14 protein-coding genes are annotated in these 16,462 nt (G+C 70.3%); 5 read left to right on the top strand and 9 right to left on the bottom strand.

What is annotated here, in order from left to right:
* Nucleotides 1-58: 58 nt before the first annotated feature.
* Together I4J89_RS07975 and I4J89_RS07980 are read right to left on the bottom strand one after the other, a co-directional pair.
* Nucleotides 59-3,067, bottom strand: coding sequence for a glycosyl hydrolase (locus I4J89_RS07975; RefSeq protein WP_196413189.1), 3,009 nt, complete (start codon nucleotides 3,065-3,067; stop codon nucleotides 59-61).
* A gap of 336 nt (nucleotides 3,068-3,403) precedes the next feature.
* A complete protein-coding gene (locus tag I4J89_RS07980) occupies nucleotides 3,404-3,859 on the bottom strand; it encodes a hypothetical protein (protein ID WP_196413190.1) in 456 nt (151 codons plus the stop codon).
* Nucleotides 3,860-4,133: 274 nt separating this feature from the next.
* Between I4J89_RS07980 and I4J89_RS07985 the strand changes: the two genes are divergently transcribed.
* Entirely contained in the window at nucleotides 4,134-6,479 is a 2,346-nt protein-coding gene (locus I4J89_RS07985; protein ID WP_196413191.1) for an AbfB domain-containing protein, read from the top strand.
* On the opposite strand, the gene I4J89_RS49380 is transcribed toward I4J89_RS07985, so the two are convergent.
* From I4J89_RS49380 to I4J89_RS08000, 3 genes are all read right to left on the bottom strand, one after another.
* Entirely contained in the window at nucleotides 6,368-6,913 is a 546-nt protein-coding gene (locus I4J89_RS49380) for a glycoside hydrolase family protein (RefSeq protein ID WP_230858497.1), read from the bottom strand. The genes I4J89_RS07985 and I4J89_RS49380 overlap by 112 nt on opposite strands.
* A gap of 78 nt (nucleotides 6,914-6,991) precedes the next feature.
* The gene (locus I4J89_RS07995; protein ID WP_230858498.1) at nucleotides 6,992-8,389 is read right to left on the bottom strand and encodes a family 43 glycosylhydrolase; all 1,398 of its coding nucleotides are present in this window, start codon (nucleotides 8,387-8,389) and stop codon (nucleotides 6,992-6,994) included.
* A 136-nt stretch (nucleotides 8,390-8,525) separates the two neighbouring features.
* On the bottom strand, nucleotides 8,526-9,314 hold the full coding sequence (locus I4J89_RS08000) for an inositol monophosphatase family protein (protein WP_196413192.1): 789 nt from the start codon (nucleotides 9,312-9,314) through the stop codon (nucleotides 8,526-8,528).
* 84 nt (nucleotides 9,315-9,398) lie between these two features.
* Here I4J89_RS08000 and I4J89_RS08005 point away from each other — a divergent pair, with 84 nt between their 5' ends.
* Nucleotides 9,399-10,025 (top strand): TetR/AcrR family transcriptional regulator, encoded by a 627-nt coding sequence (locus tag I4J89_RS08005; protein WP_196413193.1) that lies wholly within the window; start codon nucleotides 9,399-9,401, stop codon nucleotides 10,023-10,025.
* Here I4J89_RS08005 and I4J89_RS08010 read toward each other — a convergent pair.
* The 3 genes from I4J89_RS08010 to I4J89_RS08020 all read right to left on the bottom strand — a co-directional run bounded on the left by I4J89_RS08010 (nucleotide 10,012) and on the right by I4J89_RS08020 (nucleotide 12,762).
* A complete protein-coding gene (locus I4J89_RS08010; protein ID WP_196413194.1) occupies nucleotides 10,012-10,497 on the bottom strand; it encodes a cupin domain-containing protein in 486 nt (161 codons plus the stop codon). The genes I4J89_RS08005 and I4J89_RS08010 overlap by 14 nt on opposite strands.
* 120 nt (nucleotides 10,498-10,617) lie before the next feature.
* Entirely contained in the window at nucleotides 10,618-11,199 is a 582-nt protein-coding gene (locus I4J89_RS08015) for a DUF3455 domain-containing protein (RefSeq protein ID WP_196413195.1), read from the bottom strand.
* A gap of 126 nt (nucleotides 11,200-11,325) precedes the next feature.
* The gene (locus I4J89_RS08020; RefSeq protein ID WP_196413196.1) at nucleotides 11,326-12,762 is read right to left on the bottom strand and encodes an MDR family MFS transporter; all 1,437 of its coding nucleotides are present in this window, start codon (nucleotides 12,760-12,762) and stop codon (nucleotides 11,326-11,328) included.
* A 90-nt stretch (nucleotides 12,763-12,852) separates the two neighbouring features.
* On the opposite strand from I4J89_RS08020, the gene I4J89_RS08025 reads away from it, so the two are divergent.
* On the top strand, nucleotides 12,853-13,602 hold the full coding sequence (locus I4J89_RS08025; protein WP_309238231.1) for a peptidylprolyl isomerase: 750 nt from the start codon (nucleotides 12,853-12,855) through the stop codon (nucleotides 13,600-13,602).
* Here the strand turns inward: I4J89_RS08025 and I4J89_RS08030 are convergent.
* A complete protein-coding gene (locus I4J89_RS08030; protein WP_196413198.1) occupies nucleotides 13,517-14,485 on the bottom strand; it encodes a S1 family peptidase in 969 nt (322 codons plus the stop codon). The two genes, I4J89_RS08025 and I4J89_RS08030, sit on opposite strands and share 86 nt — an antisense overlap.
* A 158-nt stretch (nucleotides 14,486-14,643) precedes the next feature.
* On the opposite strand from I4J89_RS08030, the gene I4J89_RS08035 reads away from it, so the two are divergent.
* Complete coding sequence (locus I4J89_RS08035) at nucleotides 14,644-15,303, top strand: response regulator transcription factor (RefSeq protein ID WP_196413199.1); 660 nt, start codon at nucleotides 14,644-14,646, stop codon at nucleotides 15,301-15,303.
* Nucleotides 15,300-16,406, top strand: coding sequence for a HAMP domain-containing sensor histidine kinase (locus tag I4J89_RS08040; RefSeq protein ID WP_196413200.1), 1,107 nt, complete (start codon nucleotides 15,300-15,302; stop codon nucleotides 16,404-16,406). The genes I4J89_RS08035 and I4J89_RS08040 overlap by 4 nt, the downstream gene beginning before the upstream one ends.
* Nucleotides 16,407-16,462 lie beyond the last annotated feature (56 nt).

The following is a 16,462-nucleotide window of genomic DNA, read 5'->3' on the forward strand; positions in this document are numbered from 1 at the left end:
GCACCAGCGGCCGGGGGCAACTGCCCCCGGCCGCTCTCCGTCTACCGCCCGGCGTTCGCTACAGCGGCAGCCACAGCGACAGCGCGTTCGGCGGCTCCCAGCCCGGGAGTGACGTGTGCGCCTGACGGCACTGGAATCGCGCCCCGTTGTAGGTCACCACGACTCCGTTCGCGTACGCGGTGTTGGGCGCCCATGCCGCGCCGGCAGGCGGTGCGGTCGTGGTGCCGCAGGCGCCGAACACCTTGAACTCGAACAGCGAGTAGCCGTACGGCGTGCCCCGCGTGGTGCCGTTCATCCGGACGTAGCGGGCGCTGCCCGACAGCGTCAGCGTGTCGCTTCCGCCGTCGCCGTCGGTCACGGTGGCGGCGGTGGTCCAGGTGGTGCCGTTCGCCGAGGTCTGGATGGTGTACGCCCGTCCGAACGCGGCCTCCCAGGTCAGCTCCGCCCGGCTCAGTGACTGGGTCGAGCCGAGGTCCACCTGTAGCCACTGCGGATCGGCGAAGGCGCTCGACCAGCGGGTGGTGGTGTTGCCGTCGACCGCGTAGCTCGCCGCGTAGTCGGCCTCGACCGACGACGCCGTGGCGGGCCGGCCCTGCGACAGCAGCGCCCCGGCGGTGCAGCTCGGCGGCGGAGAGCTGCTCGGCGGCGGAGAGCTGCTGGGCGGCGGGGTGACGACTCCACCGCCGTTGGCGTTGCCGCCGCTCCAGGTGAGACCACCCGCGGTGGCGGTCTTACCGGCCGCGACGCTGAGCACGCGGCCGTCCGAGAACGTCACGTTCAGGGTGCTGTTGGTGATGTTCGAGGCGACGTACGTCCTGACGCCGTTCTTCGTGAACACCTTCGCGAGCGGGTGGTTCGCCGTGACGGTCTTGTCGATCGTCCCCAGCGCCGCCAGGTTGCGGATCCAGTGGAACGTGTGCGCCTTGCTCTCGCCCTCCTCGGACGTGTACGAGCCGCCACTGGCCCGGAACTTCGCCAGCGCCGCGTCCGGGTCGCCCAGCGCGAGGTACTGCCAGTGCATGTCCCGCCACTGCTGTGGTTCGCCGCCGTTGTTGCGCACCAGTTCGGCGTACGTGTCGCGTACCGATTGCGGGTGATCGCCGAGGTAGAGCTGACCGCCGGTCATCGGCAGCATGTTGATGCCGACGACCAGGGCGTGCTCGCCGCTGAACCAGGTGGCGTACGCCCCGCCGGAGCCCCAGACGATGGCCGCGTAGTTGTGCCCCCACTGCGAGGGGAAGTTCTCGCCGGTGACGTCGAACCAGTACTCGTTGATCGCGGCGGCCTGGGTGGTGTGCAGCCAGATGCCCGCGTCGCGCACGGTGGTGTTGCCGGTGGCCTGACCCCATTGGATGAGTGCGTTGGAGAAGTTCTGGCCCTCCGACGACGACTCCTGGTTGTTGCCCGCGCCGAACGCGCCGTGCCCGGACGCCCAGTCGTGGCCGGCGTAGATGTCGAAGTCACGCAGGTACGGGAACCGGGTGTCGTTGCGGTCGTAGTTGTTCGCGTCGCGGATCAGCAGGTCGACCATGCCGCCGTACTGGGTGCCGGACGCCCAGGCCGGGTCGAACTTGGCGAGCGTGGCGGCCGCGGCCACGTAGTAGCCGTAGTGGAAGTGGTGGTCGTTGAGGTCCTCGTCGCTGGCGTACGACGCCGGGTAGCCGATGAGGGTGCCCCAGTTCTTGTCGTAGTAGAAGACCCGCGAGGTCTTGCCGGCCGACGCGGTGAACCAGTCGGTGATCCGGGTCTTGATGACGCTGAGCGCCTTGTCCCGCACCGCCACGATGCCCAGCTGGTCGGCGATCTCCGCGATCCGGGCCGCCCGGCCGAGCCCCTTGCCGGTCCAGTAGGTGTCGTCACCGCGGAAGTCGGCCGGGTTGTTGAGCTCGGCGTTGAGGTAGTTCGTGATCGTGGTCAGGTCGGCGCCGCTGCTGTCGGCGACCGCCGGAATCTCCGGCAGCACGCCGGTGTACTTCATCGTGGTCTGGAACTGCGTCCCGGTGACGATCTTCATCCGGCCGCGCGGTGAGACGTACGTCTGCGCCGCCGGGGTCGATCCGGTGAGGTAACGCCACTGGTGCGGGTAGAGCGCGATGACCGTACCCGTGCCGGTGCCTTCCCGGGCCGTGGTCGTGAAGCCGTAGGTCGTGTTGACCGTCCCGGACGCCTGGTTGTACGAGTACGACACGCGCGTGCCGGTCACGTGGTTGTGCGCGTACTGGTTCCAGGCGTCGGCCAGGGCGAGCTTGTCGGCGGTGCTGCTGCCCGACGTGGTCGGCAGGACGCCGACGGTGAAGTAGCCCTTACCGGCGAGGTTCGAGCGGAACGTGTTGCCGCTGGCGCTCCAGGTGGCGCCGGCCGGTGCCCACGCCACGTAGTCCTGGCCGGCGATCGAGAAGCCCAGCCGGTTGCCGCTGTTCGACCAGGCGGTCGGCGGGCCGGTCACGGTCAGCAGCGCGTCGCCGCCGGTCGCCTGAAAGTAGGTCAGCGGCAGGCCGTGGCCGATGGTGGCCTTCAGCGTGCGGGTGCCGTCGGTCCACGAGGGCGTGACGGTCCAGTCGGTCCAGTTGTCGACCAGGGCCTTCGGCGCGTTCAGGCCGGCCACGCCGGCGACCACCTTCTGCGCGTACGGGAAGTGGTATTCACCCAGGCCGGTGGGGCTGCCGCTGATCGCGGGCGTCTGCTCGTACGAGAAGCCGAGCCCGCTGGCCACCGGCTTGTACGCGGCCGGGTGACCGAACAGCGGCTGCGAGAAGTTGCACTCGTCGCCCTTCTTGAACAGCAGCGACGACCACCAGTCGTTGGTCGGCACGGCACCCTTGGGCGCGTTCGCGGTGACGTTCTCCCGCGGGTTGGTCGACACCGATCCGCAGCCCGACGGCAGCTTGGCGCCGGCCGGGAGGGTCTCGGTGTAGCTGCCGGCGCCGATCGTGGCGGCGCTGGCGCTGCCCGAGAACGAGACGGCCAGGACGCCGGAGCTGATCGCGACCACGGTGGCGGCGGCCAGACCGACCAGTCGGGTCCGTCTGCGGCGATGACCGCGTACCGGGGTGGGGGATGAATCCATGGACGAAGCCTCCGGTGGGGATGGGATCCGGGGAGCGGGCGAGACCGTGAGAGCGCTCTCTGGAGCGAGAGGCTAGCCGTCGGCAGACGGGTTGGTCAATGTTTCAGACGAGTTAACCAACCCGGGTCCAAAGATGGGGATACAACGATTCAGCGCTGCGAAATGCGTATTTCCATCGATCCAATTCTGATTAACGACGGTTTAACTTCGCAGATCTCTCGCGCTGTTCATCACAGCGTGCGAGGCGTTCGAATCGACGCGGGGCAGACCGCGGTGCCGGGCCGCGCGGCCCGGCGTCGCAGCTCAGCGGGCTGCCACCGGAGAAGTAAGAGCTGTCTACGCGGCGACGGCCCTGGCGATCTGGACCCGGCTGCGACGAGCGAAGGCGCGAGTGTCGGCGCGGGCGCCGTCCGTGCGATTGGCGCTGGCCGGGGCGGTCATGGCGACGCGGGTCCGGCGCAGGCTCGGATGCCGGGTCTCCCACGCCTCACGGACCCGGGACGGCAGGTGCAGATCGCGCCACACCCGGCGCAACAGGGCCGGGTTCAGCAGGTCCTCGACCTCGCCGCAGTTCGCTGCCTCGCACAGCACCTGCTTGTAGGCGTGCCGGCACTGGACCGGGTCGTCGAGGTCGTACCGGCGCCGGCTGGCGTGCCCGGCGGCCATGTGGTGCGGCACCTCGAGCGGGCCGACGCTGTGGCCGTGCAGGTCGTCGAGGCGGTCGGGAACGGAGGGTGCCCGCACCGGGGCGCTGCGGTTCTTACGGCCGTCGCGGGCGGCAACATACGACATGCCGTTCAGGCTAGGCGAGCGGCGGGGCCGGCACAGGCGCGTCGCCGGGACCGGTGATTGCGGTCCACCGATGAGGCGCAAGCGGTGTGCTGGGCCTGGTGAGGCGACGAACCGGGTGAGCGGATTTGTTCGGGCGCAGGGCGAACGCTGTTCGTTTCGGTTTGACTATTGCAAGGTTCCTTTCACATATGTCAATGTGCCGATGACGTACGTCGCATCCGTCGCCTGTGTGGCCCGCCCGTCCTCGCGGCCACATACCGCCCAAGGAGAGCGCATGTCCCAACGCACCCGTGGCCGTACCGCCGCGGCGTTCATCACCGCACTGGTCTCCGCCATCGCCTTCACCGTCGCGCCCGCCTCCACCGCGGCCGCCGCACCGATCAAGACGCCGCCGCTGAGCACGCCGTGGACCAGCCAGGTGAATCCGGCCGCGCCGCTGCCGGAGTACCCGAGGCCGCAGATGACCCGCCCGGACTGGCAGAACCTCAACGGCGAGTGGCAGCTGCGGCAGTCCGCCACGAACGACGCTCCGCAGTTCGGTGTGACCCTTCCCGAGCGCGTGAACGTGCCGTACCCGGTGGAGTCGGCGCTGTCCGGCGTGATGCGCCCGGCGAACGACAACCGCCACTACCTCTTCTACCGCCGCACCTTCACCGTGCCGGCCGGCTGGTCCGGCCGGCGGGTGCAGCTGCACTTCGGAGCCGTCGACTGGGAGACGACGGTGTGGGTCAACGGCCAGCAGATGGGAACGCACCGCGGCGGTTACGACCGCTTCGAGTTCGACATCACCCCGGCGCTCAACGGGGGCACCAACGAGCTGGTGGTCAAGGTCTGGGACCCGACCGACTCCGAGCAGAACGGCATGGTGCAGGCGGTGGGCAAGCAGACCAAGACGCCGTCCGGCATCTTCTACACCCCGAACTCGGGCATCTGGCAGACCGTCTGGATGGAGCCGACACCGACGTCGTCGATCTTCAGTGTCGACTACTACCCGAACCTGTCCAACAACACCTTGCGGGTACGCGTCTTCACCAGAGGAAACGTCACCGGCCACTCGGTACTCGCCGAGGCGATGAACGGTACGACCGTCGTCGGCTCGGCCACCGGCGGCTTCACCGACTTCTCGGTGCCGGTACCCAACGCCCGCCGCTGGTCGCCGAACGACCCGTTCCTCTACAACTTGCGAGTGACCCTGCGCAACGCGTCCGGGGCGAACGTCGACCAGACGACGCACTACTTCGGCATGCGCGAGGTCGGCGTGGCCACCGTCAACGGCATCCGCCGGCCCACCCTCAACGGGCAGTTCGTGCCGCACGTCGGCACCCTCGACCAGGGCTACTGGCCGGACGGCGTCTACACCGCACCCACCGACGCGGCGCTCGCCTCCGACCTGCAGCGGCACAAGGACCTCGGGTTCAACATGGTCCGCAAGCACATCAAGGTCGAGCCCGCGCGCTGGTACTACCACGCCGACCGCCTCGGGCTGCTCGTCTGGCAGGACATCCCGTCGATGACGGCGGACGGCGGCGTCAACGCCAACGCGGCGCAGCAGGCGCAGTGGGAGACGGAGGCGCGCGAGATCATCGACGAGCACCGGTTCTCGCCGGCGGTAGTGCTCTACACGCCGTACAACGAGGGCTGGGGTGAGCTCAACCTGGCCACCACGACACGCGTCGGCAACGAACTCAAGGCGTACGACCCGACGCGCTACATGAACGTGCACAGCGGCTACAACTGCTGCCAGTCCAACGGTGACCCCGGCAACGGTGACCTGAAGGACTGGCACTACTACACCGGGCCGGAAGCGCCCCGTCCGACGTCCACGCGATGGTCGGCGCTCGGCGAGTTCGGCGGGGTGGGGCTGCGCAGCCCGGGCAACGAGTACAGCCCGAGCGGCAACTTCCAGGCGTACGAGATGGTCGGCTCCTCGGCGGCGCTCACCGACCGGTACGTGCAGCTGGTCGACGCGTCGGCCCAGCTGATCCGCAACGGCGGGCTCAGCGCGACCGTCTACACCGAGATCACCGACGTCGAGGGCGAGGTCAACGGCTTCCTCACGTACAACCGCCGGGTCGTCAAGATGGATCAGGCACGGGTACGCGCCGCGCACCAGAACCTGTTCAACCAGGCGGCACAGGCGCCGCTGCCCCGGGTCGGGTTGCCGGTCAACTCGCGGATCTCGCTCCAGGCGCAGAACGTGTCCAGCCGCTACCTGCGGCACCAGAACTCCCTGGCACGCACCGACCCGGTGACCGGCTCGAGCGACGCACTGACCAGGAACGACGCGACGTTCGTGGTGCGGCAGGGCCTGGCCGACCCGGCGTGCTACTCGTTCGAGGCGGTGAACGTCCCGGGCAACTACCTGCGGCACGCCGACTCGCGCGTACGGATAGCGGCCGGCTCGGGCGCCCTCTTCAACGAGGACGCGACCTGGTGCGCGCGCCAGGGGCTGAGCGGTTCGGGGGTCTCGCTGGAGTCGTACAACTTCGCCGGCTCCTACATGCGGCACTACAACTCCGAGGTCTGGCGGTCGACCGGCTCCGGCGGCGCGGCCTGGAACACACCGGCCCTGTTCGGCAACGACACAGTCTGGAATGTCGTGGCGCCCTGGGCGCCGTGACCGGCGGTGCGGCGGCGGCGTTCGACGTCGCCGCCGCACCTGCCAGGGGTGTCCGTAACGCGCTTACGAGACCCGGAAGGTGGCGTCCTGCCGATCGCTCGCGCTGGAGCTCGAGCTGAGCGGGTCGATGCGCAGCGCGCCACCAGGCCGTCGTACTCGGCGGCGGTGATGCCGGTGATCGAGCCGTGCTTGGCGTTCAGCGGCGGCGTGTAGTCGCGCTGGTTGAGCAGGGTCCAGGAGTTGGCGCCGACGTTCGAGGTGGACCACGCGTAGTAGTCGTTGTTGACCGGGCTGAACGAGTCACCCCACAACCGCCAGCCGCTCCCGCTGTTGTTCTTGAAGTAGCCGAACACGTAGGCGGTGTTGGCCGTCAGAGCGGCCGACGGCGCGCCGAGCAGGGTGGCGCCACCGGTGGCGGTGGTCAGCGCGCCCATGGCGGCCAAGCGGGTGAAGTCGCGTCGAGAAAGGTGCGCGGGGATTCGCCTTTCTAGCCGATGATGCGCGAGCAGCGCTCAGAGGGTGGGGATGACCGGCTGGATGGTGCCGTCGGCGTTGAACCGCAGCGGGTCGATGGTGACCTCGCGATTGGTGCCGTTGCCGGCCGGGATCGCGAACCGGTGGTAGGCGATGTACCAGGCGTCGCTGTCGGGTGCCTTGACCACCGACTGGTGCGCCGGGCCCTTGATGCCGAGGCTCAGGTTCTTGGCCAGGATGGTGCCGCGGTGCGTCCAGGGGCCGTAGGGGGACGCGCCGGTGGCGTACTCGACGTGGTAGTTCTCCGAACCGGTGTCGTCGACCGAGTACGTCAGGTAGTACGTGGTGCCGCGCTTGAACACGAACGGGGCCTCGCGGAAGTTGGGCAGGCTGAACGTGCGTACCTGCCCGGCGTCGAAGGAGATCATGTCGGCGTTCAGCGGGACCGCGTACGCCGAGCCGTTGCCCCAGTACAGGTAGGACCGCCCGTCGGTGTCGGTGAAGACGTGCGGGTCGATCATCTGGCCGCTGCGGAAGCCGGCGGGCACCAGGGGCCGGCCGAGCGGGTCGGTGAACGGGCCGGTCGGGCTGCTGGAGGTCGCGACGCCGATGCTGGTCGCCGCGCTGAAGTAGAAGTAGTAGCGGTTGTCGCGGTACGCGATCGTCGGCGCCCAGGCCCGGTCGTCGGCCCAGCTGATCTGCGGCCCGAGATCCAGGATGGTGCCGTGGTCGGTCCAGTTCACCAGGTCGGTGGAGGAGAACGCCTTGAACCGGGCGCCGCTCCAGCCGTTGTACCCGTCGGTGGTCGGATAGAGGTAGTAGCGGCCGTTGAGGTAGGCGATGTTCGGGTCGGCGTACAGGCCTTTGACGACCGGGCTGCGGCGGCCGGCCACCCACGGTGCGGTGATCCGGTACGAGCTGTCCGCGGCGAAGGTGGCCGGGTTGGTCGTCGACGGGTCGAGCCACAGCTGGTTGTCGCGGTGCCGGATGAACCGGCCGGGATAGTTGAGCGACTCGAGTCGTACCGACCCGGCGGCGGAGCCGTCCCGGACGCAGAAGGTGGCGTCGGCGAGGAAGACGGCGGTGCCGGCGTTGGCCTCCAGCCGGATCCGGTAGTCGCGGTGGCGTAACCACATGCCGTTGGCTGCCTGGAACGACACACAACCGGTGCCGCCCGCGAGCCCCGGGGTCACCGTGAAGGTCGCGTCGCTGCGGGCCTGTGCGGAGCTGCTGGAGCTCACCGCGGCGATGCCGCCGAGGTAGTCGGCGTGCCGCAGATAGGAACCGGGCACGTTCACCGACTGGAGCGACCGGGCACCGGTGGGGATCTCCGCCGCGAGGGCGGGCTGTGCCGTGGCGGTCACGGCCAGGGACGCGCCGAGGGCGATCGTCGTTATCCGGCCCACCAGTTTCCGGCCATGACGGGGCGAGGACATGGGGATTCACTTCCTTCGTGGACGCGGGGGAGTCCGGGGGACGGTCGCGGCGAGCTTTCCGCCCCGCTTCGCAGAGTGTTATCGCTCACATAGATGAGTGTCAAGCAGCTTGCGGCTGACCTCAGCAGCAGGCGTCCTACGTGTTCCCGTTAACAAAGGCGCGGACCCGCTCGGACAGGGCAGGCCACAGCGGTGCGGCGGCGCCGATGGTCAGCTCGGTGGAGAAGTCCGGGCCGTGCCCGCCGAGGACCACACCGGCCTCGCGGGCGATCAGAGCCCCCGCGGCGATGTCCCACAGGTTCGTGTCGAGCGCCAGCCCACCGTCCAGTCGTCCGGCGGCCTGGTACACCAGGTTCAGCGCCGCCGGGAGCCGGCGGATGTCGCCGACCAGCGGGAGCAGTTCCCGGATCACCCGGCCCGCGCGGGCCTTGGTCCGCGGGTTGGGCTGGAAGCTCACGCCCACGAGCGCCTCGTCCAGGGGCGGCCCGCTCGACGCCGAGATCGGCTCGCCGTTCAGGAACGCTCCGCCACCGTCGACGGCGCTGAAGATCTCGTTCGCGGCGGGATCGTGCACGACCGCCATCCGCGCCCGGTCCTCGTGATACAGCGCGACGCACACCGACCACGGGCCGGTGCGGCTGATGTAGTTGCGGGTGCCGTCCAGCGGATCGATGACCCAGACCCAGCCGCTCGTACCGGCTCGGCCGTGCCCCTCCTCGGCCTGCACCGCGTCGTCGGGCCAGGCCGAGTGGATCGCGTCCACGATGAGACGTTCGCTGGCGATGTCGACATCGGAGACGACGTCGTTGGCGTGCGCCTTGGGCGCACCCATCTTCAGGGTGTCGCGTCGCTCCAGTTGCAGCCGGCCGGCGCGGACGGCCAGTGCGGTGGCAAGGTCGCATGCCGCGAGGAGATCTCGATCCATTGCCGCGAGACTATCGGACGCGATTTCGACATACGATGTGTATGTCGAAATTGACGGTGCCGGGAAGCGTGGGAGGACGGCCGCATGGCGACCCGCAGGTACGACCAGGTGCTCCGCGCGGAGGCCGCCCGGGAGACCAGGCGGCGGATCCTCGAGGCGGTCGGGCGGCGCCTGCGGGAGGTGCCGACCGAGCAGCCGAGCCTGGAGCAGGTGGCGCGGCTGGCGAACGTGTCGCGGTCGACCATCTACGCGGACTTCGGCTCGCGTGCCGGTCTGTTCGACGCGTTCGTGGTCGACCTCTGGGAGCGAACCGGGCTCAGCGACCTCAGCCGGGCCGTCGCGTCCGACGACGCACGGGAGCACCTGCGGGAGGGCATCGCCGCGGCCAGCCGGATGAAGGGGCGGGACCTCGCGATCTACCGGGTGTTGCACGCCATGGACCGCCTCGACCCCGAGTCGGCGGGCGGCGCGGTGCGGCACATGGAAACCGACCGGCGGGCGGGCGTGGAGAGCCTCGCCGCGCACCTGGAACGGGACGGCGCGCTGCGCGAGGGTCTCAGCGTCGAGCAGGCCGCCGACGCGCTGTGGGTGCTGACCAGCTTCGAGAGCCTCGACCTGCTGGTCACCGGCCGCGGTCTTACGGTCGACGAGGCGATCGAGACCCTGGTGACGATGGCCGAGCGAGCGGTATGCCGCCTCAGGCGGCGTTGAGCCCGAAGCGGCGTACGACGTCGGCCAGCCACGGGGTGTCGACGAACTCGAGCCCGTGCTCGGCAGCGAGGGCCGCACCGCGCTCGGGGTCGGCCTCGCCGGACTCCAGCAGGTCGGCGACGGCACGGAAGAACAGCTCGAACCCGGCCGGGCTGATCACCTCGATCATGCGGGCCGGCTGGGAGCCGGCGTTCCACATGGCGTGCGCCTCGCCGCGTGGCTTGGTTATGTAGCCGCCCGCTCCGAGGACCGCCTCCTGGTCTCCGGAGCGGAAGCCGATCAGGCCGCGGGTCACGATCGAGTACTCGTCCTCGCGCGTGTGGACGTGCGGCGGCACCAGGGCACCCGGCGGGAACTCGTGCTCGACGATCGCCAGGGCGCCGCCGGTGTCGGCGCCCCAGAGCTTGAAGTCCACGGTGATGGCGCCGAGGTTGCCGCTGCGACCCTCACCGGGGTGGACGACCCGGATCATCGCCGGCCTCCGTACGTCGTTCGCTTCATGGAGACTCAGTCTTGATTTCGGCGGACAGGCTGTCAAGCGAATACAGCGACGGCTGGCACCGTCCCGGGACGGTGCCAGCCGAGATGCTGATCAGGCGGTGGGAGCGTCCCAGAAGACGTAGAGCGACCCGTACGGCACGCTGGCCGTCTGCCCGGCGGTGCAGGCACCGGTCGGCGCCACCCCACCGGAGGTGCGCAGCCGGTTGATGTAGTCGGCCCGGCTGAGGACGCCTTCCCCGGAGCGGGAGGCCACCTTGAGCAGCAGCTCCGGGATGGTGCCGGCGCGCGGTGACGACTCGACGCGGGTCGCGGTGACCAGGGAGCCGTCCCGGACCGACTGCCAGCTGGGGCCGGCGAAGTGATGCACGCGGCCGCCGGTGCCGATCAGCTGGGCTTCGGGAACCGATGCGCCGGTGTAGGCGCCGGTGGTCGCGCCGGCCGGCACGACGCAGGTGTAGGTCTGCGTGCCGCTGGTGACCAGGTAGGCGCCGACCAGCCGGGAGCCGGCCGGCGGTTGGATGATTTCCGGGATGAGCGGTGCGGTGGCCGCGTGGCTGTCGGCGGCGCCGGCGACGGCCGAGGTCTCGAAGGTGACGGTGACGGCCGCGGTGGCGACCGCCGCCATGCCCACCGCGGCGACCGCGCGGATCCGGGACCGAGTCGTGCTGAGCATGTTCCCCCCTGCGTAGGAAGGTGGGCGGAGCTGCCCACCGTCCTGACACACGGAAGTCATCCGCTGACGGATCTACATCGCTCGATTATTGGCCGATCGGTCCGGCGCCCTCTCGTCCGAACGGACTCACTCGTTGTCGCGTTTCGGCTCCTCGGTTCCGCTGGTGAGCGCGGCGTCGGCGGAGCGGGGGATCAGCATCGCGAGCCCCACCATCACGGCCGCCACGATGGTGACCCCGATGAAGATCCGATGTATGGCCGTGGTCATCGTGGCCGGGGTTGCCGGCCCACCGCCGACCGTCGCGTTGACGAGCGCCCCGAACACCGCGACGCCGAGGGCGCTGCCCAGGGAGCGCAGGAAGATGTAGTTCGCGGTGACCACGCCCCGATCCGCCCAGCCGACACTGGACTGCGCGGCGATTATGGTCGGCACCGAGGTCAGGCCCATGCCGAGTCCGGCGAGCAGGCAGTAGGCCGCGACCTCGAGCACGCTGGAGTCCCGGCCCAGCCGGAGCGTCATCAACGCCGAGCCGAGCAGCAACAGCACGCTGCCGATCAGCGCGCACGCGCGGAACCCCCATCGCAGATACACCTTGCCGGCCTGGCTGGCCGCGAGCGGCCAGCCGATGGTCAGCGCACCCAGCGCGAAGCCCGCCACCAGCGGTCCGGTGCCGAGTCCCTCCTGAACGTAGGCCGGTACGTACGAGCTGAGGACGAGCAGGATGGCGCCCACGCCGATCGCGAGCTGGCCGCTGACCAGCAGCAGCCGGCGCCGGAGAACCCACAGCGGCAGCACCGGATCCGCGACCGCGCGCTCGGCGACGCCGAACGCCACCAGCAGGACGGCGCCGGAGGCGAGCACCACGACGCTCGCCGGCGAGTCCCAGGCCCAGGCCTGGCCGCCCTCCAGCACGCCGAGCATCAGCAGCGTCAGCCCGGCGGTGAGCAGTGCGGCGCCGCGGTAGTCGACAGCCGGCCGGCCCCGCCGCACCCGCTCGTGGAACCGGCTACCGATCATCGCCCCGGCGGCCAGGCAGAGCGGGATGTTGACGAAGAAGATCCAGCGCCAGGAGACGTACTCACTGAAGACGCCGCCCAGGGTGGGTCCGACGACCGAGGCGAGGCCCCAGACGCTCGCCACGTAGCCCTGCACCCTGGCCCGTTCCCGCACCGAGTAGAGGTCGCCGATGATGGTCACCGTGGACGGCATGATCGCGCCGGCTCCGAGCCCCTGCACCGCCCGGAACGCGATGAGCAGCCCCATGCTCCACGCCGCACCGCACATGATCGAGCCGAGCAGGAACAGCCCGATGCCCCAGAGGATCACCGGCTTGCGCCCGAAGAGGTCGCTGAGCTTGCCGTAGATCGGCACCGAGACAGCCTGGGCGAGCAGGTAGACGGAGAAGACCCAGGGCAGCTCGGCGAAGCCGCCGAGGTCGCGCACCACCGACGGTACGGCCGTGGCGATGATGGTGGCGTCGATGGCGACCAGCCCGGTCGACAGCATCACCGCCGCGAGCACGGGCCCGCGCTCGGACCGCAGTCCGATCTTCGTGTCAGCCATTGGGTTCACGGTACCCAGCGCATTGGCCGGCGGAACTGGCCGAGCACCGCGTCTCAGATAGATTGTCGTAAATCAATGAGGGAGGACAACGTGGTCCAGCACCATCGGCAGCCCGCTCGTACGTGGCTGCGCCAGGCACTCGTCGTCACCGCCGCAGCCGCCCTGCTCTCCGTCGCCGCGCCGAGCCCGGCCCGCGCTGAGGGTGAACCGGCGCCCACCACCGGCCCCTGCCAGTACACCCCGACACCGGACGAGCCCGCCGCCCGTCCGGTGTCGTTGCCGCGCGACCCACGGCATACGCCCGACCGGGGCACGGTCACGGCTGTGCTGCGTACCAACCTCGGGCCGATCCCGCTGGTGCTGGACCGGGCCGCCGCGCCCTGCACGGTGCAGAGCTTCCTTCATCTGGCCCGGCACCGGTTCTACGATCGGACGATCTGCCACCGCCTCACCGCGTACCCGACGCTGAAGGTCCTGCAGTGCGGCGACCCGAGCGGCACCGGCTCGGGCGGTCCGGGCTACCGCTACCGCGACGAGTTGCCCACCGACCTGCCGCCGGCCCCCACCGATCCGACCGGTGTCCGCCGGCTCTATGCCCGTGGTGTGCTCGCGATGGCCAACGCCGGTCCGGACACCAACGGCAGCCAGTTCTTCCTGGTGTACGGCGATTCCGCGCTGCGCCCGAACTACTCGATCTTCGGTCACGTGACCTCGCGGGGGCTGGCGACGCTGGACCGGGTCGCGGCCGGCGGCATCACGCCGACCGCTGAGGACCCCGCTCCGGTCGACGGGACGCCCGCCCTGCGTACCGAGATTCGTAAGGTCCGCACGCATCGCTGACCCACCGTCGCCGCGCTGCTGCGGAAGTGGCCCGTCGTCGGACGACGGCGGCGGCGACGGCCGCTGCCAGCAGGAGCGCGGCGGCGCCGGCCCAGGCCAGGACCACCGGACCGGCTGGTGCGGGCCGGTCGTTCATGGTGCTGGTGATCCAGTCCCCGAGATTGTCCGTTCGGGCGCTGAAGTCCGGGCCGGGATGGGGGCAGCCGGGGCCGCTGCTGACGACCGCGGCCAGGACGGCTGTCCCGTCGGGCAGTTCGCGGAAGTAGGGCCCGCCGGAGTCATGCGGGCACGGGCTGGTGTCCGGGCGCGGGGCCAGGCCGGAGGCTTCGACGAGCGTGTCTCCGACGGCGTCGACGGTGAACTGCCCGGTCTGCATCCGATCGGTCGGTACGATCGCGCCGCCGTCGACGGTCAGCCCGAATCCGGTCAGCCGCAGGACTTCTCCCACCCGTGGCGGGCTGGTGGCGACCGGGATCGGAGTGACGCCGGTGACCGGATCGGCCAGCTCGGCGAGGGCCACGTCGGTGTGTTCGGCCTGGTGCACGGTGACGACCTCGGATTCGTACCCGTCCCGGCTGTGCAGGTCGGTGCGACCCACGGTGGCGATGGTCCGCCGCGCCACCACCCGGCTCACCCGCCGGCCGTTGCCGTCGCGGAAGCAGTGACCGGCGGTGATCACCCAGCGGGGTGCGATGAGGGCGCCGGAGCAGGAGCTGTCCCGGGTGCCGCCGCCGTCGGCGGGCAGTCCGGTCATGGTGAGCAGGACCGAGAAGTCGTAGGCGTCGGCGGGGGCGTTCTCCCCGTACGCGATCGCCGCGGCGGGCTTGGCCCCCAAGGGTGCGGCAACCACGACCAGCAGCAGAACTATGAGATGATTCTTCATATTTCTGAGCACGAGTGACCGTCCATAACTGGGATGTTCAAGGGCCGACCATGTTTCCGGCCGCCCCGTCCGGCGAGCGTCATCGGCGCCTTTATCAACCGCTTACCCGCGCTGTGAAAGCCTGTCGGACGGCGGTGATCGGAGCGGGAGGGCGAGGGATGCGGGTGCTGGTGGCGGACGACGAGCGGCTGCTGGCCGACACGGTGGCTCAGGGGCTGCGCCGCCTGTCGATGGCCGTCGACGTGGTCTACGACGGTGAGGCCGCCCTGGAGCGCCTCGGCGTCAACCGGTACGACGTCGCCGTCCTCGACCGGGACATGCCCGGCCGTACCGGTGACGAGGTGTGCCGGTGGGTCGTCGACTCCGGCGACACCACCAAGGTCCTGCTGCTGACCGCCGCGGCCGGGATCCGGGACCGGGTCGAGGGGCTCGGCCTCGGCGCCGACGACTATCTGACCAAGCCGTTCGCCTTCGCCGAACTGGCCGCGCGGGTGCAGGCGCTGGCCCGCCGTTCGGCGCCGGCGCTGCCGCCGGTGCTGGAGCAGGACGGGATCGTGCTGGACAGCACCCGGCACACCGCGTTCCGGGACGGGCGGTTGCTGTCGCTGTCGTCGAAGGAGTTCGCCGTGCTGCACGTGCTGATGCGAGCCGGCGGGCGGGTGGTCAGTTCCGAGGAGCTGCTGGAGAAAGCGTGGGACGAGCACGCCGACCCGTTCACCAACACCGTACGGATGACGGTCATGACCTTGCGCCGGAAGCTCGGTGAGCCGCCGGTGCTGCACACCGTGCGCCGCGCGGGATACCGGCTCGGCGTATGAGTACCGGTTCCCCCGCGCGGCGGATCCTGCTGCTCTGCGCGCTCGTGCTGGTCGGCGCCCAGTTCGCGATGCCGGCCACCGAGCTGGTGCTGATGCTGTGGCGCGAATTCGGCCCGTCCTGGTGCCGGCTGCCGATCGGCCGCGCCCCGGACGCCGGCGCCTCGTTCGTGTGCGTGCAGCTCTACCGGCGCCCCAGCATCCCCACCGCCTTCACCCTGGCGCTCGTCCTGGCGGCCATGCTCGCCGCCGGCTACCCGGCGGTACGGTGGTGCCTGCGCCCGCTGCGTGACGTGGTCGGCGTGATCGCCAACGTGGGTCCGCAGAACCTGGGCTTCCGGCTGCGCCCGGGTTCCGGCAGCGACGAGCTGGCGGTGCTCGGCCGCGCCGTCGACGAGATGATGGACCGGATCGCCGTCGGTTACGAGGCCCAGCGCCGGTTCGCCGCGGACGCCTCCCACGAACTGCGCACCCCGCTCGCGGTCCAGCGCACCCTGATCGAGGTCGGTATGGCCGGGGAGCTCACCACCGACCAGCTCGGCCTGCTCACCACCCAGCTGCTGGCCACCAACGAGCGCAACGAGCGCCTGATCGAGGGCCTGCTGGTTCTCAGCGAGAGCGACCGCGGCCTGGTGGCGCGGACGCCGCTGCGGCTCGACCGGATCACCGCCGACGTCCTCGCCGCGCACCGGGCGCGGGCCGCGGACGCCGGTGTGACGATCACCAGTGACCTCAAGCCGCGGGTCGTTCTCGGCGAGCAGATCCTGCTGGAACGGCTGATCACCAACCTGGTGCAGAACGCGGTCAAGTACAACCGGCCGGACGGCACGATCGACGTCCGGGTCGGCGACAAGCCCGCGCTCGTCGTGGTGAACACCGGGGAGGACGTTCCGCCCGAGGAGGTGGCCGCCCTGTTCGAACCGTTCCGGCGCCGGGCGGCCGCACGTATCGACCACAGCGGCGGGGCGGGGCTCGGGCTGGCGATCGCCCGGTCCATCACCCAGGCGCACGGTGGCCTGATCACGGCGTCCTCCACCGGGCGTGACGGCCTGACCGTCCAGGTGTCGTTCCCGCCGGTGGCGGGTGACGCGAAAGCCGCGATCTGAGGTCGTGGGCTGCCCGATCTCTCGGTTTCAGATGGCCGGGTAATACGACATCTATC

The organism is Actinoplanes aureus (genome assembly GCF_015704865.1).
GTDB classification, from domain to species: Bacteria; Actinomycetota; Actinomycetes; order Mycobacteriales; family Micromonosporaceae; genus Actinoplanes; species Actinoplanes aureus.

Coding starts and splice junctions, on each gene's coding strand:
- I4J89_RS07975 (WP_196413189.1), bottom strand. CDS start 3,067: ATGGATTCATCCCCCACCCCGGTACGCGGTCATCGCCGCAGACGGACC.
- I4J89_RS07980 (WP_196413190.1), bottom strand. CDS start 3,859: ATGTCGTATGTTGCCGCCCGCGACGGCCGTAAGAACCGCAGCGCCCCG.
- I4J89_RS07985 (WP_196413191.1), top strand. CDS start 4,134: ATGTCCCAACGCACCCGTGGCCGTACCGCCGCGGCGTTCATCACCGCA.
- I4J89_RS49380 (WP_230858497.1), bottom strand. CDS start 6,913: ATGGGCGCGCTGACCACCGCCACCGGTGGCGCCACCCTGCTCGGCGCG.
- I4J89_RS07995 (WP_230858498.1), bottom strand. CDS start 8,389: ATGTCCTCGCCCCGTCATGGCCGGAAACTGGTGGGCCGGATAACGACG.
- I4J89_RS08000 (WP_196413192.1), bottom strand. CDS start 9,314: ATGGATCGAGATCTCCTCGCGGCATGCGACCTTGCCACCGCACTGGCC.
- I4J89_RS08005 (WP_196413193.1), top strand. CDS start 9,399: ATGGCGACCCGCAGGTACGACCAGGTGCTCCGCGCGGAGGCCGCCCGG.
- I4J89_RS08010 (WP_196413194.1), bottom strand. CDS start 10,497: ATGATCCGGGTCGTCCACCCCGGTGAGGGTCGCAGCGGCAACCTCGGC.
- I4J89_RS08015 (WP_196413195.1), bottom strand. CDS start 11,199: ATGCTCAGCACGACTCGGTCCCGGATCCGCGCGGTCGCCGCGGTGGGC.
- I4J89_RS08020 (WP_196413196.1), bottom strand. CDS start 12,762: ATGGCTGACACGAAGATCGGACTGCGGTCCGAGCGCGGGCCCGTGCTC.
- I4J89_RS08030 (WP_196413198.1), bottom strand. CDS start 14,485: ATGAAGAATCATCTCATAGTTCTGCTGCTGGTCGTGGTTGCCGCACCC.
- I4J89_RS08035 (WP_196413199.1), top strand. CDS start 14,644: ATGCGGGTGCTGGTGGCGGACGACGAGCGGCTGCTGGCCGACACGGTG.
- I4J89_RS08040 (WP_196413200.1), top strand. CDS start 15,300: ATGAGTACCGGTTCCCCCGCGCGGCGGATCCTGCTGCTCTGCGCGCTC.